12 protein-coding genes and 1 rRNA gene are annotated in these 13,467 nt (G+C 69.5%); 5 read left to right on the top strand and 8 right to left on the bottom strand.

Annotated features, from left to right (window positions below):
• Positions 1-107: ribosomal RNA gene (gene rrf, locus HCX50_RS19350) — 5S ribosomal RNA — on the top strand; the annotation flags it as partial.
• A 137-nt stretch (positions 108-244) separates the two neighbouring features.
• On the opposite strand, the gene HCX50_RS19355 is transcribed toward rrf, so the two are convergent.
• Entirely contained in the window at positions 245-1,027 is a 783-nt protein-coding gene (locus HCX50_RS19355) for an IclR family transcriptional regulator (protein ID WP_432206336.1), read from the bottom strand.
• A 58-nt stretch (positions 1,028-1,085) separates the two neighbouring features.
• Between HCX50_RS19355 and hutH the strand changes: the two genes are divergently transcribed.
• From hutH to hutI, 3 genes are read left to right on the top strand one after another with little or no spacing between them, the layout of a single operon-like run.
• Entirely contained in the window at positions 1,086-2,627 is a 1,542-nt protein-coding gene (gene hutH, locus HCX50_RS19360) for a histidine ammonia-lyase (RefSeq protein WP_167635433.1), read from the top strand.
• A complete protein-coding gene (gene hutU, locus HCX50_RS19365; protein ID WP_167635434.1) occupies positions 2,620-4,284 on the top strand; it encodes a urocanate hydratase in 1,665 nt (554 codons plus the stop codon). The genes hutH and hutU overlap by 8 nt, the downstream gene beginning before the upstream one ends.
• A gap of 34 nt (positions 4,285-4,318) precedes the next feature.
• Positions 4,319-5,482 (top strand): imidazolonepropionase, encoded by a 1,164-nt coding sequence (gene hutI / locus HCX50_RS19370; RefSeq protein ID WP_167635435.1) that lies wholly within the window; start codon positions 4,319-4,321, stop codon positions 5,480-5,482.
• Positions 5,483-5,500: 18 nt separating this feature from the next.
• Here hutI and HCX50_RS19375 read toward each other — a convergent pair whose 3' ends face one another.
• Both HCX50_RS19375 and HCX50_RS19380 read right to left on the bottom strand, forming a co-directional pair.
• A complete protein-coding gene (locus HCX50_RS19375; RefSeq protein ID WP_167635436.1) occupies positions 5,501-6,433 on the bottom strand; it encodes an arginase family protein in 933 nt (310 codons plus the stop codon).
• A 1-nt stretch (position 6,434) separates the two neighbouring features.
• Entirely contained in the window at positions 6,435-7,712 is a 1,278-nt protein-coding gene (locus tag HCX50_RS19380) for a DUF445 domain-containing protein (RefSeq protein ID WP_091031258.1), read from the bottom strand.
• Between the two features lie 35 nt (positions 7,713-7,747).
• Here HCX50_RS19380 and HCX50_RS19385 point away from each other — a divergent pair, with 35 nt between their 5' ends.
• The gene (locus HCX50_RS19385) at positions 7,748-8,020 is read left to right on the top strand and encodes a metal-sensitive transcriptional regulator (RefSeq protein WP_029262067.1); all 273 of its coding nucleotides are present in this window, start codon (positions 7,748-7,750) and stop codon (positions 8,018-8,020) included.
• 36 nt (positions 8,021-8,056) lie between these two features.
• Here the strand turns inward: HCX50_RS19385 and HCX50_RS19390 are convergent, their stop codons facing one another.
• The 5 genes from HCX50_RS19390 to HCX50_RS19410 all read right to left on the bottom strand — a co-directional run.
• Positions 8,057-9,451: an aspartate aminotransferase family protein gene (locus HCX50_RS19390; protein WP_167635437.1), complete on the bottom strand. Its 1,395-nt coding sequence runs from the start codon at positions 9,449-9,451 to the stop codon at positions 8,057-8,059.
• Positions 9,448-9,915 carry an Lrp/AsnC family transcriptional regulator gene (locus tag HCX50_RS19395; protein ID WP_029262065.1) on the bottom strand — a complete coding sequence of 156 codons (468 nt, stop codon included), beginning with the start codon at positions 9,913-9,915 and terminating at the stop codon, positions 9,448-9,450. The genes HCX50_RS19390 and HCX50_RS19395 overlap by 4 nt, the downstream gene beginning before the upstream one ends.
• Positions 9,916-10,001: 86 nt before the next feature.
• On the bottom strand, positions 10,002-11,162 hold the full coding sequence (locus tag HCX50_RS19400) for an acyl-CoA dehydrogenase family protein (RefSeq protein WP_167635438.1): 1,161 nt from the start codon (positions 11,160-11,162) through the stop codon (positions 10,002-10,004).
• On the bottom strand, positions 11,159-11,917 hold the full coding sequence (locus HCX50_RS19405; protein ID WP_167635439.1) for an alpha/beta fold hydrolase: 759 nt from the start codon (positions 11,915-11,917) through the stop codon (positions 11,159-11,161). The genes HCX50_RS19400 and HCX50_RS19405 overlap by 4 nt, the downstream gene beginning before the upstream one ends.
• 103 nt (positions 11,918-12,020) lie before the next feature.
• On the bottom strand, positions 12,021-13,467 hold a 1,447-nt coding region (locus HCX50_RS19410; RefSeq protein WP_205829426.1), incomplete at its 5' end, for a hypothetical protein.

Raw genomic sequence — 13,467 nt, forward strand, 5'->3', positions numbered from 1 at the left:
ATAGCGTGAGGGAAACGCCCGGTTACATTCCGAACCCGGAAGCTAAGCCTCACAGCGCCGATGGTACTGCAGGGGGGACCCTGTGGGAGAGTAGGACACCGCCGGACTCCTTTTAGACAAAATGGCCACCCATCGTTGGGTGGCCATTTTGCGTTTACACCGAAGCTTTTGCGCGATGAGAACAAGAGAGCCATCCCATACGGGGTGGCTCTCTTGCGTTAACCCGCGCCGCGACGTCGTTGTCTCACCGCTTCAGACGAGCCTCGAGCATGGCTGCGCACTCCTGTACAGCTGCTGCCAGAAGGGCCTCGTCCAGATCCGCTCGCCCCCAGGTCACAGCCACGGCGGCGACCGGCCACCCGGCGGCGTCGAGAACTGCGGCGCCCACGCTGCGCAGTCCGTCCGCGATCTCGCTGTTCTCCGTCGCGTACCCTCGTGAGCGCACCTCGCGGAGCAGCTCCCGCAGCTCCCGTGGCGTGCGCGGTCCGAGTCCCGTGCGGTCGGGGAACGCCGACAGATCCGGGTACAGGGCACGCACCTGCTCGCGGGGGAGAGCAGCGAGCATCGCCCGCCCCGACGCGGTGAGGTGTGCCGGGAGCCGTACTCCGACGTCGGTCACGAGCGCGGGCCGTCGTGGCGCGCGCTCCTCGACGATGTAGAGCACGTCGCCGCCGCTCATCACTGCAAGATGCGCGGTCTCTCCCAACCGGTCGGAGAGGGCGGCCACCAGAGGCCTGCCCCTCCGAGCGAGTGGCTGTTGGCGGGTGTAACCGCCGGCCAGTTCGAATGCCGACGCGCCGAGCCCCCACCGCCGCTCCTCGCGGAGATGCAGAACGAACCCATGAGTGGCCAGTGTGGAGAGGAGGTGGTAGATCGTCGACCGTGGCAGATCGAGCTCACGTGCGATCGCCGACGCCGCCACCGGAGCGGGCCGACCGGCGAGATAACTCAGGATGCGGAGCGTGTTGTCGGCCGCAGGGACCTGCGTGCCGGCGACCGGCGATGCATCAGGCTTGTCTGGGATCACAGACAAAGCATCGCACGAACGGGTGCCGTTCACGAGGCGGCGGGTGTGGAATCGAGTCATGACTGTTCCTGTTCCCATGGTCGTCGGTGCGGCCCCACTTTCGCCCGCCGCTGTCGTCGCCGTCGCCCGCCACGATGTCCCCGTGCAGATCGACGCAGATGCTCTCGGCCGCGTCGCAGAGACCCGTCGCGTGATCGACGGCCTCGCCGCAGACCCGCATCCGCACTACGGCGTCTCGACGGGGTTCGGTGCCCTCGCGACCACCTTCATCGCCCCCGACCGGCGCCTGCAGCTGCAGGCCAGCCTGATCCGTTCTCACGCCGCAGGCACCGGTGCCGAGGTCGAGCGCGAGGTCGTCCGGGGACTGCAACTCCTGCGCCTGCAGACCCTGAGCTCGGGGCGGACGGGTGTGCGTCCCGTCGTCGTCGAGACGTATGCGGCCATGTTGAACTCCGGGATCACCCCCGTCGTGCGTGAGTACGGGTCGCTCGGGTGCTCCGGCGACCTCGCGCCCCTTGCACACATCGCCCTCGCCGCGATGGGCGAAGGTGAGGTGCGCGACGCATCGGGTGCTCTCGTCCCCGCATCCGAAGCCCTCGCGACGGCGGGGATCGCACCGCTCGTGCTTGTCGAGAAGGAGGGTCTCGCCCTCATCAACGGCACCGACGGCATGCTCGGCATGCTGGTGCTCGCCCTGCACGATCTCGAGATGCTCCTGCTCACCGCCGACGTGGCTGCGGCGATGTCGGTGGAGTCCCAGCTCGGTACCGACGCGGTCTTCGCCGCTGACCTGATGGCGCTGCGCCCGCAGACGGGGCAGACCGCATCCGCCGGTAACCTTCGGGCGCTGCTGGCGGACTCCCCGATGGTCGCCAGCCACAAGGGGCCCGAGGACGGGCGCGTGCAGGACGCCTATTCGCTGCGTTGCTCACCCCAGGTGCACGGTGCGGCCCGCGACACGCTCGCGCACGCAGCGATGATCGCCGGCCGCGAGCTTGCCAGCGTCATCGACAACCCGGTCATCACCGTGGACGGACGCATCGAGTCCAACGGCAACTTCCACGGAGCTCCGGTCGCGGCGGTCCTCGACTTCCTCGCCATCTCGGTCGCCGATGTCGCCTCGGTGTCGGAGCGCCGGACCGACCGAGCGCTGGACCCGGCCCGTAGCCACGGCCTCCCGCCCTTCCTCGCCGACGAGGTGGGCGTCGACTCCGGCCTCATGATCGCGCAGTACGCAGCGGCGGGAATCGTGTCCGAACTCAAGCGCCTCGCGGTGCCGGCATCCGTCGATTCGATCCCGTCCTCCGCGATGCAGGAGGACCACGTCTCGATGGGGTGGGCAGCCGCCCGCAAACTGCGCCGGGCGATCGACGGCCTCGGACGCGTGCTCGCGATCGAGATCCTCACCGGCGCTCGTGCCCTCGACCTGCGGTCTCCGCTGCAGGCGGGACCCGCGACCGGCGCGGTGCGCGACCTGGTTCGCACGGTCGCCGCCGGCCCCGGTCCCGACCGCTTCCTCTCTCCGGAGATGGAAGCCGTCACCGCCCTCGTCCAGTCGGGCGACGTCGCCCGCATCGCAAAGGAGCACATCGATGGCTGAGAACACTGAGTCAGGTCCCCGCGTCGTCCGCGCGGCCCGGGGCAATACGCGCACCGCGAAGAGCTGGGGTGCCGAAGCAGCCAAGCGCATGCTGATGAACAACCTCGACCCGGAGGTGGCCGAGCACCCGGAGGATCTCGTCGTCTACGGGGGCACGGGCAAGGCCGCCCGCAGCTGGGCGGCGTATGACGCGATCGTGCGCACCCTCGACGAACTCGAACCGGACGAGACCCTGCTCGTGCAGTCGGGCAAGCCGGTCGGCGTGTTCCGCACCCACGAGTGGGCGCCGCGCGTGCTCATCGCCAACTCGAACCTCGTGGGGGACTGGGCGAACTGGCCGGAGTTCCGCCGCCTCGAAGAGCTCGGTCTCATCATGTACGGGCAGATGACCGCGGGCTCCTGGATCTACATCGGCACCCAGGGCATCCTGCAGGGGACCTACGAGACGTTCGCCGCGGTGGCACGCTCCCTCGGCCGGGATTCCCTGCGCGGCACCCTCACTCTCACCGGCGGCGCGGGCGGGATGGGCGGCGCCCAGCCCCTCGCCGTCACCATGAACGACGGCGCGGTGCTGATCGTCGACGTCGACGAGTCGCGTCTCTCGCGGCGGGTCGCGCACGGCTACCTCGACGAGTACACGACCGATCTCGACGCGGCAGTCGCACGGGTCCTCGCAGCCAAGGAGGCCGGCGAGGCCCTCTCGGTCGGCGTCGTGGGCAACGCGGCCGAGGTCTTCCCCGAGCTGCGGCGTCGTGGCGTGCCGATCGACATCGTGACAGATCAGACCAGCGCGCACGATCCGCTCGCGTACCTGCCGATCGGGATCGGGGTCGAGGAGTGGAAGGCCGAAGCCGAGCGCGACGCCGAGGAGTTTACCCGCCGGTCCCGCGAATCCATGGCTGCGCACGTCGAGGCGATGGTCGCGTTCCAGGACGCGGGAGCTGCCGTGTTCGACTACGGCAACTCGATCCGCGCCGAGGCGCAGCTGGGCGGCTTCGACCGGGCCTTCGCCTTCCCCGGATTCGTGCCCGCCTACATCCGTCCGCAGTTCGAAGAGGGGCGCGGTCCGTTCCGCTGGGCGGCTCTCTCCGGAGATCCGGAGGACATCTACAAGACCGACCGGGCGATCGCCGAGCTCTTCCCCGAGGACGCGGCGCTGCACCGCTGGCTGGAAAAGGCCGCCGAGAAGGTGCACTTCGAAGGCCTTCCTGCGCGCATCTGCTGGCTCGGCTATAAAGAGCGACACCTCGCCGGACTGAAGTTCAACGAGATGGTCGCGTCGGGCGAACTGTCGGCGCCGATCGTGATCGGCCGGGACCACCTCGACTCGGGCTCGGTCGCCTCGCCGTACCGCGAGACCGAGGCCATGAAGGACGGCTCCGATGCGATCGCCGACTGGCCCCTGCTGAACGCCCTGCTGAACACGGCATCCGGCGCCTCCTGGGTGTCTCTCCACCACGGTGGTGGCGTCGGCATCGGCCGCTCGATCCACGCGGGTCAGGTCACCGTCGCCGACGGCTCGGCTCTTGCCGCGGAGAAGCTCGAACGGGTGCTCACCAACGACCCGGGCACCGGTGTGATGCGCCACGTGGATGCCGGGTACGAGCACGCGCGCGAGATCGCGCGCGAGCGCGGCCTCAACATCCCGATGCTCTGACACACTCGAAGGATCTCGAACGGGAGGAACGGCGATGCGCACGCTGCTCACCAACATCGCGGAACTCACCACCAACGTCGCCATCGGAGGCGACCCGTGCGGAACCCTGAGCGATGCGGCGGTCGTGATCAAGGGCGACCGGATCGCCTGGGTCGGCGCGGCCGCGGACGCGCCGGAGTCCGACGAGACGGTGGATGCCGGCGGCCGGGCCGTGATCCCCGGATTCGTCGACAGCCACAGCCACCTCGTCTTCGCCGGCGACCGCGCGGCGGAGTTCGAGGCGCGCATGGCGGGGCAGAAGTACGCGGCCGGCGGCATCCGCTCCACCGTCGCCGCCACTCGAGCCGCGAGCGACGAGGAGCTGCGCGCGCGACTCCGCGGCTTCCTCGCCGAGATGCTCGCGCAGGGGACGACCACCGTCGAGGTCAAGAGCGGCTATGGGCTCAGCGTCGCCGACGAGGAACGCCTCGTGCGGCTCGCCGCAGAGGTCACGCCGGAGGTGACCTTCCTCGGAGCGCACGTCGTTCCGGTGGAGTACGCCGACCGCCCCGACGAATACGTCGACCTGGTCACGGGCCCCATGCTCGACGCCTGCGCACCGTACGCGAAATGGATCGACGTGTTCTGCGAGACCGGTGCGTTCACGGTGACGCAATCACGGCGAGTGCTCGAGGCGGGGATCGCGCGCGGACTCGCTCCTCGCGTCCACGCGAGCCAGCTCGGACCGGGGGAGGGCGTGCGCCTCGCGGTCGAGCTGGGAGCGGCGTCCATCGACCACGGCACCTACCTGACGGATGCCGACATCGACGCGCTCGCCCAGAGCTCCACCGTGCTCACCCTGCTGCCGGGGGTCGAGTTCTCGACCAGGCAGCCCTACCCCGACGCCCGCCGCCTGATCGATGCGGGCGTGACCGTGGCCCTCGCGTGCGACACGAATCCGGGATCGAGCTTCACCTCGTCGATGCCGTTCTGCATCGCGATAGCCGTGCGCGACATGGGCATGACTCCCGCCGAAGCCGTCTGGGCGGCGACGGCCGGGGGTGCCCGAGCACTCCGACGCGACGACGTGGGGGTCATCGCACCGGGCACTCGCGCCGACCTCGTGCTGCTCGATGCCCCGACCCGGGTGCACCTCGCGTACCGTCCGGGCGTGCCCCTGGTGCGTCAGGTGTGGAAGGACGGCATCGCCGTCGTGTGAGTCGTGGCGTCGCGCGACTCAGCGGCGGGAGGCGAGGCCCGCGAGCAGCTCGAGCACGCAGAGCGCCGCGAGCCGGACGGTGCGGGCATCGTCGGCATCGGCCGTGGCGTCGACCTCGGCGATGTCGGCGCTCACGACGCGGCGATCCGAGGCCACCGCGCGGGTGAGCGCGCGCAGCTCCCACGCCTGGAGTCCGCCCGGCACGCTCGCCGGGCAACCCGGTGCGACCGAGCGGTCGCAGACATCCACGTCGATGTCGAGGTGGACACGAGACCCCTCGCCGGCGCCCGCGATCTCGACGGCCTCGGCGACCACGTCATCGATGCCGCGGCGACGCAGCTCATCGAGGGTGATCACCCGGATGCCCCACTCGGCGGCACGCTGCGCGTAGGCGGCGGAGTTCGCGAAGTCGGCGATGCCGATCTGCACGATCCTGGACGGCTCGATGCGCGCGATGTCGAGCGAAGACGCGGCAGGTGTGTCTTCGACGAGGCGGCGCACCGGCGTGCCGTTGGAGATCCCGTCGCGAAGGTCGAAGTGCGCGTCGAAGGTGATCAGCCCGGTCGCCTGGGCGCCGAGGGCCACCGGATACGTGAGCGAGTTGTCGCCGCCGAGCGCGATCACGAGGTCCGTGGCGTCGGCGAGGTCGCGCACGCGGGAGATCACCCTCGCCTCGCCGGCGGACCCGTCGGGGTCGGTCACGTCTCCGGCGTCGGCGATGCGCAGCACGTCGTCGAGTTCGACGGCGGGCGGACCCATCAGGGCGGTGCCATAGCGGGGGAGCGCCTCGCGGATCGCGGTCGGTGTCGCGTGCGCACCGGTCGGCGACAGCGATGTACGCCAGGTCGGGACGCCGAGCAGTGCCGCATCGGCTGTGCCGCTGAAGGCGGGCCAGGATCCGGCGCGCGGCCAGAGCGGGTCGTGACTCAGCTGTCGGGATGCGGGTGCCATGTCAGACTCCGGGGATCAGGGCGTGGGCGATGGTGAAGATGGCGAGGCCGGCGAGGGCGCCGACGAACGTGCCGTTGAGGCGGATGTACTGCAGGTCGCGGCCGACCATGAGTTCGATCTTCTCGGTGGTCTCGGCCGGGTCCCAGCGCTCGACGGTGTCGGTGATGATCGAGGCGATGTCGTGGCGGTAGCGGTCGACGAGGAAGACGGCGGCATCGGACACCCAGGTATCGACGCGGGTCTGCAGCGCGGCATCCGTCGTCAGGCGTTCTCCGACTTCTTGCAGCGCCTGCACCGCGCGTCGGCGCAGACCGCTCTCGGGGTCGGCGAGGGCCGCGAGCAGCCCGTTCTTCGCGGTGTTCCAAGCCTCGGCGGCCAGGGCACCGACCCGAGGGCTGTCGAACAGCGACGCCTTCGCGTTCTCGAGCTTGGCGCGGGTGGCCGGGTCGTTCTGCAGGTTGTCGGCGAGGCGGCCGAGGTAGCCGTCGATGGCGATGCGGGCCGGGTGCCGCGGGTCGGCCTGCACGGCGTGGACGAACTTGATCGCCTCGTTGTAGACGGTGTCGTCGACGAAGCGATGGGCGAGCTTCGGCACCCAGCCGGGAAGGCGGCGCGAGACGAGTCCGGCGAACGACTCGGCGTTGGCCTCGAGCCAGCGTCCGATGCTGTCGACCGCGAGGTCGACGGCGCCGTGATGTGCATCGGCCTCGACGATCTTCTCGAGCCAGGCGCCCGCGGGCGGGCCCCACTCCGGAGCGACGAGGTGCTCGCGCGCGAGGTCGGTGATGAGGTCGCGCACGTCGTCGTCGCTCAGTGCGTTGAGCACCGCCGTCGCGATGGTCGCCCCCTCGGCGCCGACGCGCTCGGCGTGCGGAGCCTCGCGCAGCCACTCACCGGCACGGAGGGCGATCCGTGTGCTCGACAGCTTGGTGCGCACGACATCGCCGGCGAGGAAGTTCGTCTCGACGAACTCGCCGAGGCTCCGGCCGATCTCGTCTTTGCGGCTCGGGATGATCGCGGTGTGCGGGATCGGCAGTCCCAGCGGGCGGCGGAACAGCGCGGTCACGGCGAACCAGTCCGCGAGCGCGCCCACCATGCCGCCTTCCGCCGCGGCCCGGACATAGGCGAGCCAGTCGAATCGCTGCTGGAAGGCGAAGGCGAATACGAAGACCACGGCCATGAACACCAGAGCTCCGAGGGCGACGGCCTTCATTCGGCGGAGCGCGCGCAGGCGTTCCTGGTCAGCAGGCGAGAGCTGCGTCATCGGTGTTCGCGGCATGACGTCATCCTTTCACGGGGCGGTAGCCTCGAGACGTGATCGAAGACATCAAGAAGCGCGCCCTGCATCGCACCAGCATCCTCGAGGGGCAGATGCGCGGCGTCGCGCGGATGATCGAGAACGAGGAGTACTGCATGGACATCATCACGCAGTCGCGTGCGATCCAGCGTTCCCTCGAGTCTCTGAACCGGCTGCTGCTCGAGAATCACCTCCGCACGCACGTCACCCACATGTTCGATGCGGGCGGAGACGAACGCGACAAGGCCGTTGTCGAACTGCTCAAAGCCTTCGACTTCGACTCCAAGTAGACGGTCTCCCGCCACTCCTACGGCGGGCTCGACCCGCTAGAGCACCGACTGCGCGCGCGTCAGCACGTCACGGAGGATCTGCTCGATCTCGCGGAACTCAGCCGGCCCCACGGTGAGCGGTGGCGCGAGCTGGATGACGGGGTCGCCGCGGTCATCGGCGCGGCAGTACAGGCCCGCCTCGAACAGGGCGGGGGAGAGGAATCCGCGCAGCAGCCGCTCGGACTCGGCGCCGTCGAAGGTCTCCTTGGTGGCCTTGTCCTTCACGAGCTCGATGCCGAAGAAGTACCCGTCTCCGCGCACATCACCGACCATGGGCAGATCGAGCAGCTTCTCGAGCTCGGCGCGGAACAGCGGAGAGTTCTCGCGGACATTCGCGTTGAGTCCCTCTTCGTCGAAGATGTCGAGGTTCTCCAGGGCGACGGCCGCAGAGACCGGGTGACCGCCGAACGTATAGCCGTGCGGGAACGAGACGTCTCCCTTCGAGAACGGCTCGTAGATGCGGTCGCTGATGATCGTCGCGCCGATGGGGGAGTATCCGCTGGTCATGCCCTTGGCGCACGTGATCATGTCGGGCACGTAGCCCAGGCCCGTGCAGGCGAACGTGTGGCCGAGGCGTCCGAAGGCGCAGATGACCTCGTCGGAGACGAGGAGCACGTCATGGCGGTCGCAGATCTCGCGGACGCGCGCGAAGTACCCGGGAGGCGGCGGGAAGCAGCCGCCGGAGTTCTGCACCGGCTCGAGGAACACCGCGGCGACCGTGTCGGTGCCCTCGAACAGGATCATCTCCTCGATGCGGTCGGCCGCCCAGCGCCCGAAGGCCTCGAGGTCGTCGGCAGGCGCACCCATCTCGGCCGCACGATAGAAGTTGGTGTTCGGCACGCGGAAGCCGCCCGGGGTGATCGGTTCGAACATCGACTTCATGGCCGGGATGCCGGTGATCGCCAACGCTCCCTGCGGGGTGCCGTGATACGCGACAGCTCGGGAGATCACCTTGTGCTTGGCGGGCTTCCCCTGCAGCTTCCAGTAGTGCTTGGCGAGCTTGAACGCGGTCTCGACGGCCTCGCCGCCGCCGGTGGAGAAGAAAACCCGGTTCAGGTCGCCCGGGGCCTCGTCCGCGAGGCGGTCGGCGAGTTCGATCGCCGCCGGGTGCGCGTAGGACCAGAGTGGGAAGAACGCCAGCTCGGATGCCTGCGCCGCGGCCGCCTCGGCCAGTCGTCGCCGACCGTGACCGGCGTTCACCACGAACAGGCCGGCGAGGCCGTCGAAGTACTCCTTGCCCTTCGCGTCCCAGATCCGATGGCCGTCGCCTTTGACGATGATCGGGACACCGGACTCGGCCATCGTGGACTGCCGGGCGAAGTGCATCCAGAGATGGTCCTTCGCCATCGTCTGCAGCGCGGACTCCGACGGGATGGTGCGTGCGGTGTTCATCTGGTCCCCCAGTTGTAGAGCTGCTTCTGCAGCTTCGCGTAGATGAAGGTCTCGGTGGAGAGGACGCCGTCGATCGGGCGGATGACGTCGTTGATCAGCGACAGCAGGTCGTCGTCGTCCTCGCAGACCACCTCGGCGAGGACGTCGAAGGATCCGACCGTGATGACGACGTAGTCGACGGCATCGATCGCCGCCACCGCCTCGGCGACGTGGCGCGTGTCTCCCGACACGCGGATACCGATCATCGCCTGCCGGGGAAAGCCCAGCTGCATCGGATCGGTCACCGCGACGATCTGCATCACGCCGGACTCCGTCAGACGCTGCACGCGCTGCCGCACGGCGGCCTCGCTCAGGCCGACCACGCGACCGATGTCGGAATACGAGCGGCGGCCGTCTTCCTGGAGCAGCTCGATGATCGTCTTGGAGATCGCGTCGAGCGTGGGATTCTTCTTCACCGGACCCATGGTGCGATCTTCGCACTCGGTGACGTCTCAGGCAACCGATTCCGCGGCCACGACGCACTTCGCCGACGGAACCGGCGGGAATGCGCTCAGGACCCGATCGGACCCAGCAGTGCGCTCGCCGCGGTGGAGTGCGCCGATTCGGGGTCGGAGGGATGGAAGGCACCGGCCAGCACGTCGCGGTACAGGCGGGACAGCTCGTTCGCCGAGAAGTAGGAGCCGCCGCCCGCTACGAGCATCGCCTCATCGACGACGTGCTTGGCCATCGTGATCGCGCGGTGCTTGACGCCCGAGAGCAGCGGGAACCAGCGCGCTCCGTTGTCGACACGGTCGTCCACGTCCCGGGCGAGGGCCGCGATCTGCGGAGGCAGTGCGTCGTAGGCGAGCGCCATGTCGGCGATGCGCCAGCGGATGTCGGGGTCCTGGCTGTAGGCCAGCCCGGTCTTCTTCGAGTGCCGCTTCTGCGCGGTGGCGACCGCCAACTCGAGCGCGCGCCGGGCGATGCCGGTGTAGACCGAGGCCAGGAGGATCTCGAACACCGAGAAGATACCGAAGACGATCGGGTCGGGACTGGGGCCGGGGTCGATACGACGCACGACGTGCGCCGCATCCGCCACTGCGCCGTTCAGCCGCGTGGTGCGGCTCTGCGTGCCCCGCATGCCCAGGGTGTCCCAGTCGTCGGAGGTGGTGACGGCATCCGTCCGCTCGACGAAGGCGAACACCAGCTTCGGCGCGTCCGGGCTCGTGGTGTCGAGGCCGTGCAGGCCGAGCCGCGTCCACACCGGGGCGAGCGAGGTGAAGATCTTGGTACCGGTGAAGGAGTAGCCGCCGGTCCCGTCGGGCACGGCGGCGGTGTCGCTGCCGAACAGCACCAGGTCGTTGCCGCCCTCGCTGATGCCGAAGGCGAAGACCTCGCCGGCGACCGCGCCGTCTTGCACGAACTCGAGGCCCGGAACGCCGCGGTCGGAGAACACCTTCGCCACCCCGGTCCACACCAGGTGCATGTTGATGGCCAGCGCTGTCGCCGGAGCGGCGCCCGCCAGTCGCTGCTGGAGGAGCGCGGCCTCGGCGAGTCCGAGCCCGGCGCCGCCGCGTTCGGTGGGGACCAGGATCGACAGGTAGCCGGCGGCGCGCAGCTCATCGAGGTCCTTCTGGGGGAAGGTGTTCTCGCGGTCGTGGATCGGCGCACGCTCCCTGATCCGTTCGAGAAGGTCGTCGGGCAGGAAGGCCGTGGGATCGAACGTGCTCATACGAGTGCCTCCAGAAGCTGACGGACGGATTCGTCCGGGCGATCGCGGTGCAGCGAATGTCCTGCACCCTCGACGACGGACAGGGTGATCAGGGGGTTCGCGGCGAGGACTTCCGCGGCGAGGTCGCCGGTGAAGATGCTGTAGACGGCGGGGTCGGCGCCGATCACGTGCGTGGGCACGGTGAGACGCGCGGCGTCGGCACGCACATCCCACGGCTGATTCTGGACGCTGGTCTGCTCCACCGCCCATGCGCTGGCACGGAGGACAGCATCGACTTTGAGCTCCTGATCCTGCGGATGCCAGTGCGGATGCTCCTGCTGCACGACCTCGAGCCGGGTGTCGGCGAAGGCGCGCTCCTGGCTTCGGCGGACGATGGCCGCGTCGCGTCCGTCGACCTGGATCGCGGGGTCGATGAGCACGAGCCGTCGGGTCCAGTCGGGGGAGGAAGCGGCCGCGACCGTGCTCGCCGCGCCGCCGAGGGAATGGCCGATGACTGCGTCCCAGGCCCCGCCGTGCTCTGGGCGGGTGGCGGCGAGATCGGCGCCGTACGCGGCGACGGAGTAGTCGAGGGAGCGCGGGGCGTCGCCGTGACCGCGGAGATCGACGGCCGTCGCATGCCATCCTGCCTCTGCGAGAGCATCGCCCAGGCGCCACATGAGTGCGCCCGACGAGCCGAGACCGTGCACCAGAAGGGCCCGCCGAGAGGCCGACGGAGTTCCCCACGAGAGGCGGGGCAGCGTGAGCGGTGCAGGCATGGCACCAGCCTACGACCGGGAGAGATGTCCGTCTCCGGAAGTGCCCGAGCAGCACAGAGGGGATGCACCCGGGCGGATGCATCCCCTCTGCCGGTCGGTCCGCTCAGTCGGTGCTGATCGCGATCAGGCCCGAGGGGAACCGGTCACGCGCCGACACGTAGATCTCGCCGTCGGTGGGGTTCACCGAGACGCCGTAGACCTTGTTGCCGTAGGCATGAGCGCTCAGACGGGCGACCAGCGAGAGGGGGTCGGTCGAGTAGACCGACACCCCGCTCGCATCGAAGGTCGCCGACTGGTGTCCGGCGATGAGCCGTCCGCTCGCGGTGTCCACAGCCAGCGAGCGCAGGTCAGCGTTCGCCATCGGGATGGTCCCGACGAGCTCCCACGTTCCGCCGGCGAACACCCGGACACCGTCGGTCGAGCCCTCGGCGTCCGCCGTGCCGACGTAGAGGCGGTCGTTCACCCCGTCCCAGGCGACGCCATGCGAACGCCAGGGCGACGCGCCCGCCGGTGTGACGGTGATCGGCGCCCCCGTCGCGGCATCCATGATCTCGACACCCGACCCGCGCGTGGCTCCGAACACCAGGCCCGCCTCGGGGTCGACGTCGATGCCGCGCACGTTCGCCGTGAACGCGTACGGACCGCGCTTCAGGTCGCCGCTGGCAGCGTCCATCACGAGCCACTGGTTCGAGTAGGCGACGTACAGCTCACCCGTCGACTCGTCGAGCGCAACGTCTCGCACACCCTCGTCTGCCGCGGTGGGAGCAGGCACGTCGAGCGTGCGCACCAGGGCGTCCGTCTCCGGGTCGATCTCCCAGACGCGCGCCGGGCGCATCTCGTTGCCGACGAAGAGGTTCCCGGTACGACTGTCGACGGCCGACCCGACCGGTCGATCATCCGACTCGGGGACGTCGGTCGCCGAGGGGATCACGGCCAGCGAACGGGCCGTGAACTCCGGGGTCTCCGGGTCGGTCGGGTCCGTGGGGTCGGTCGGGTCCGTGGGATCCGTCGGATCGGTGGGATCGGTCGGGTCCGTGGGGTCGGTCGGGTCCGTGGGATCGGTCGGGTCCGTGGGATCGACCTTGCGGATGCTGACGGTGACGGCGGCGGAGGTGAGTTCCTCCCCTGGCGGGTTGAGGCGGAAGTCGCGGTTGGAGACGAACACGCGCTGGTGCTCCTCGTCGACTGTGATGCCGTAACCGTCCTTGCCGTACTTCGCCCCGGCGAAGTCGCCGAGCAGTGCGCCTGTCGCCAGGTCATGCACGGAGAATCCGCCGCGGTCAGCCGTCGTGCCGGTGTAGCCGACGTAGAGCAGGCCGTTCGTGGAGTCGATGTCGACCTGACGGGGGTTGGCCCTGCTCGTGCGCTCCCACAGCTTGGCGAACCCGTTCGACGCGTCGAAGGCCTCGACGTTCACGACGTCCGTGAGGTCGTGGAACTTGGTGCTGACGACGGTGCCGGTGGTGGGGTCGGCGGCGACGTAGTAGGCGTCTGCGGTGCCGTTGATGACTCCGAGGGAGGCTCCGGTCTCGGCGTCGAGGACTTCGATG

Origin of the sequence: Microbacterium sp. B19(2022) (genome assembly GCF_012030385.1) — a bacterium.
Taxonomy (GTDB): Bacteria; Actinomycetota; Actinomycetes; order Actinomycetales; family Microbacteriaceae; genus Microbacterium; species Microbacterium oxydans_B.

Excerpts from the sequence above, each read along its gene's own strand:
- HCX50_RS19380 (WP_091031258.1), bottom strand. The coding sequence starts at position 7,712 with ATGCCGCGAACACCGATGACGCAGCTCTCGCCTGCTGACCAGGAACGC.
- HCX50_RS19395 (WP_029262065.1), bottom strand. The coding sequence starts at position 9,915 with ATGGGTCCGGTGAAGAAGAATCCCACGCTCGACGCGATCTCCAAGACG.
- hutH (WP_167635433.1), top strand. The coding sequence starts at position 1,086 with ATGACTGTTCCTGTTCCCATGGTCGTCGGTGCGGCCCCACTTTCGCCC.
- HCX50_RS19390 (WP_167635437.1), bottom strand. The coding sequence starts at position 9,451 with ATGAACACCGCACGCACCATCCCGTCGGAGTCCGCGCTGCAGACGATG.
- HCX50_RS19375 (WP_167635436.1), bottom strand. The coding sequence starts at position 6,433 with ATGGCACCCGCATCCCGACAGCTGAGTCACGACCCGCTCTGGCCGCGC.
- HCX50_RS19400 (WP_167635438.1), bottom strand. The coding sequence starts at position 11,162 with ATGAGCACGTTCGATCCCACGGCCTTCCTGCCCGACGACCTTCTCGAA.
- HCX50_RS19405 (WP_167635439.1), bottom strand. The coding sequence starts at position 11,917 with ATGCCTGCACCGCTCACGCTGCCCCGCCTCTCGTGGGGAACTCCGTCG.
- hutI (WP_167635435.1), top strand. The coding sequence starts at position 4,319 with ATGCGCACGCTGCTCACCAACATCGCGGAACTCACCACCAACGTCGCC.
- hutU (WP_167635434.1), top strand. The coding sequence starts at position 2,620 with ATGGCTGAGAACACTGAGTCAGGTCCCCGCGTCGTCCGCGCGGCCCGG.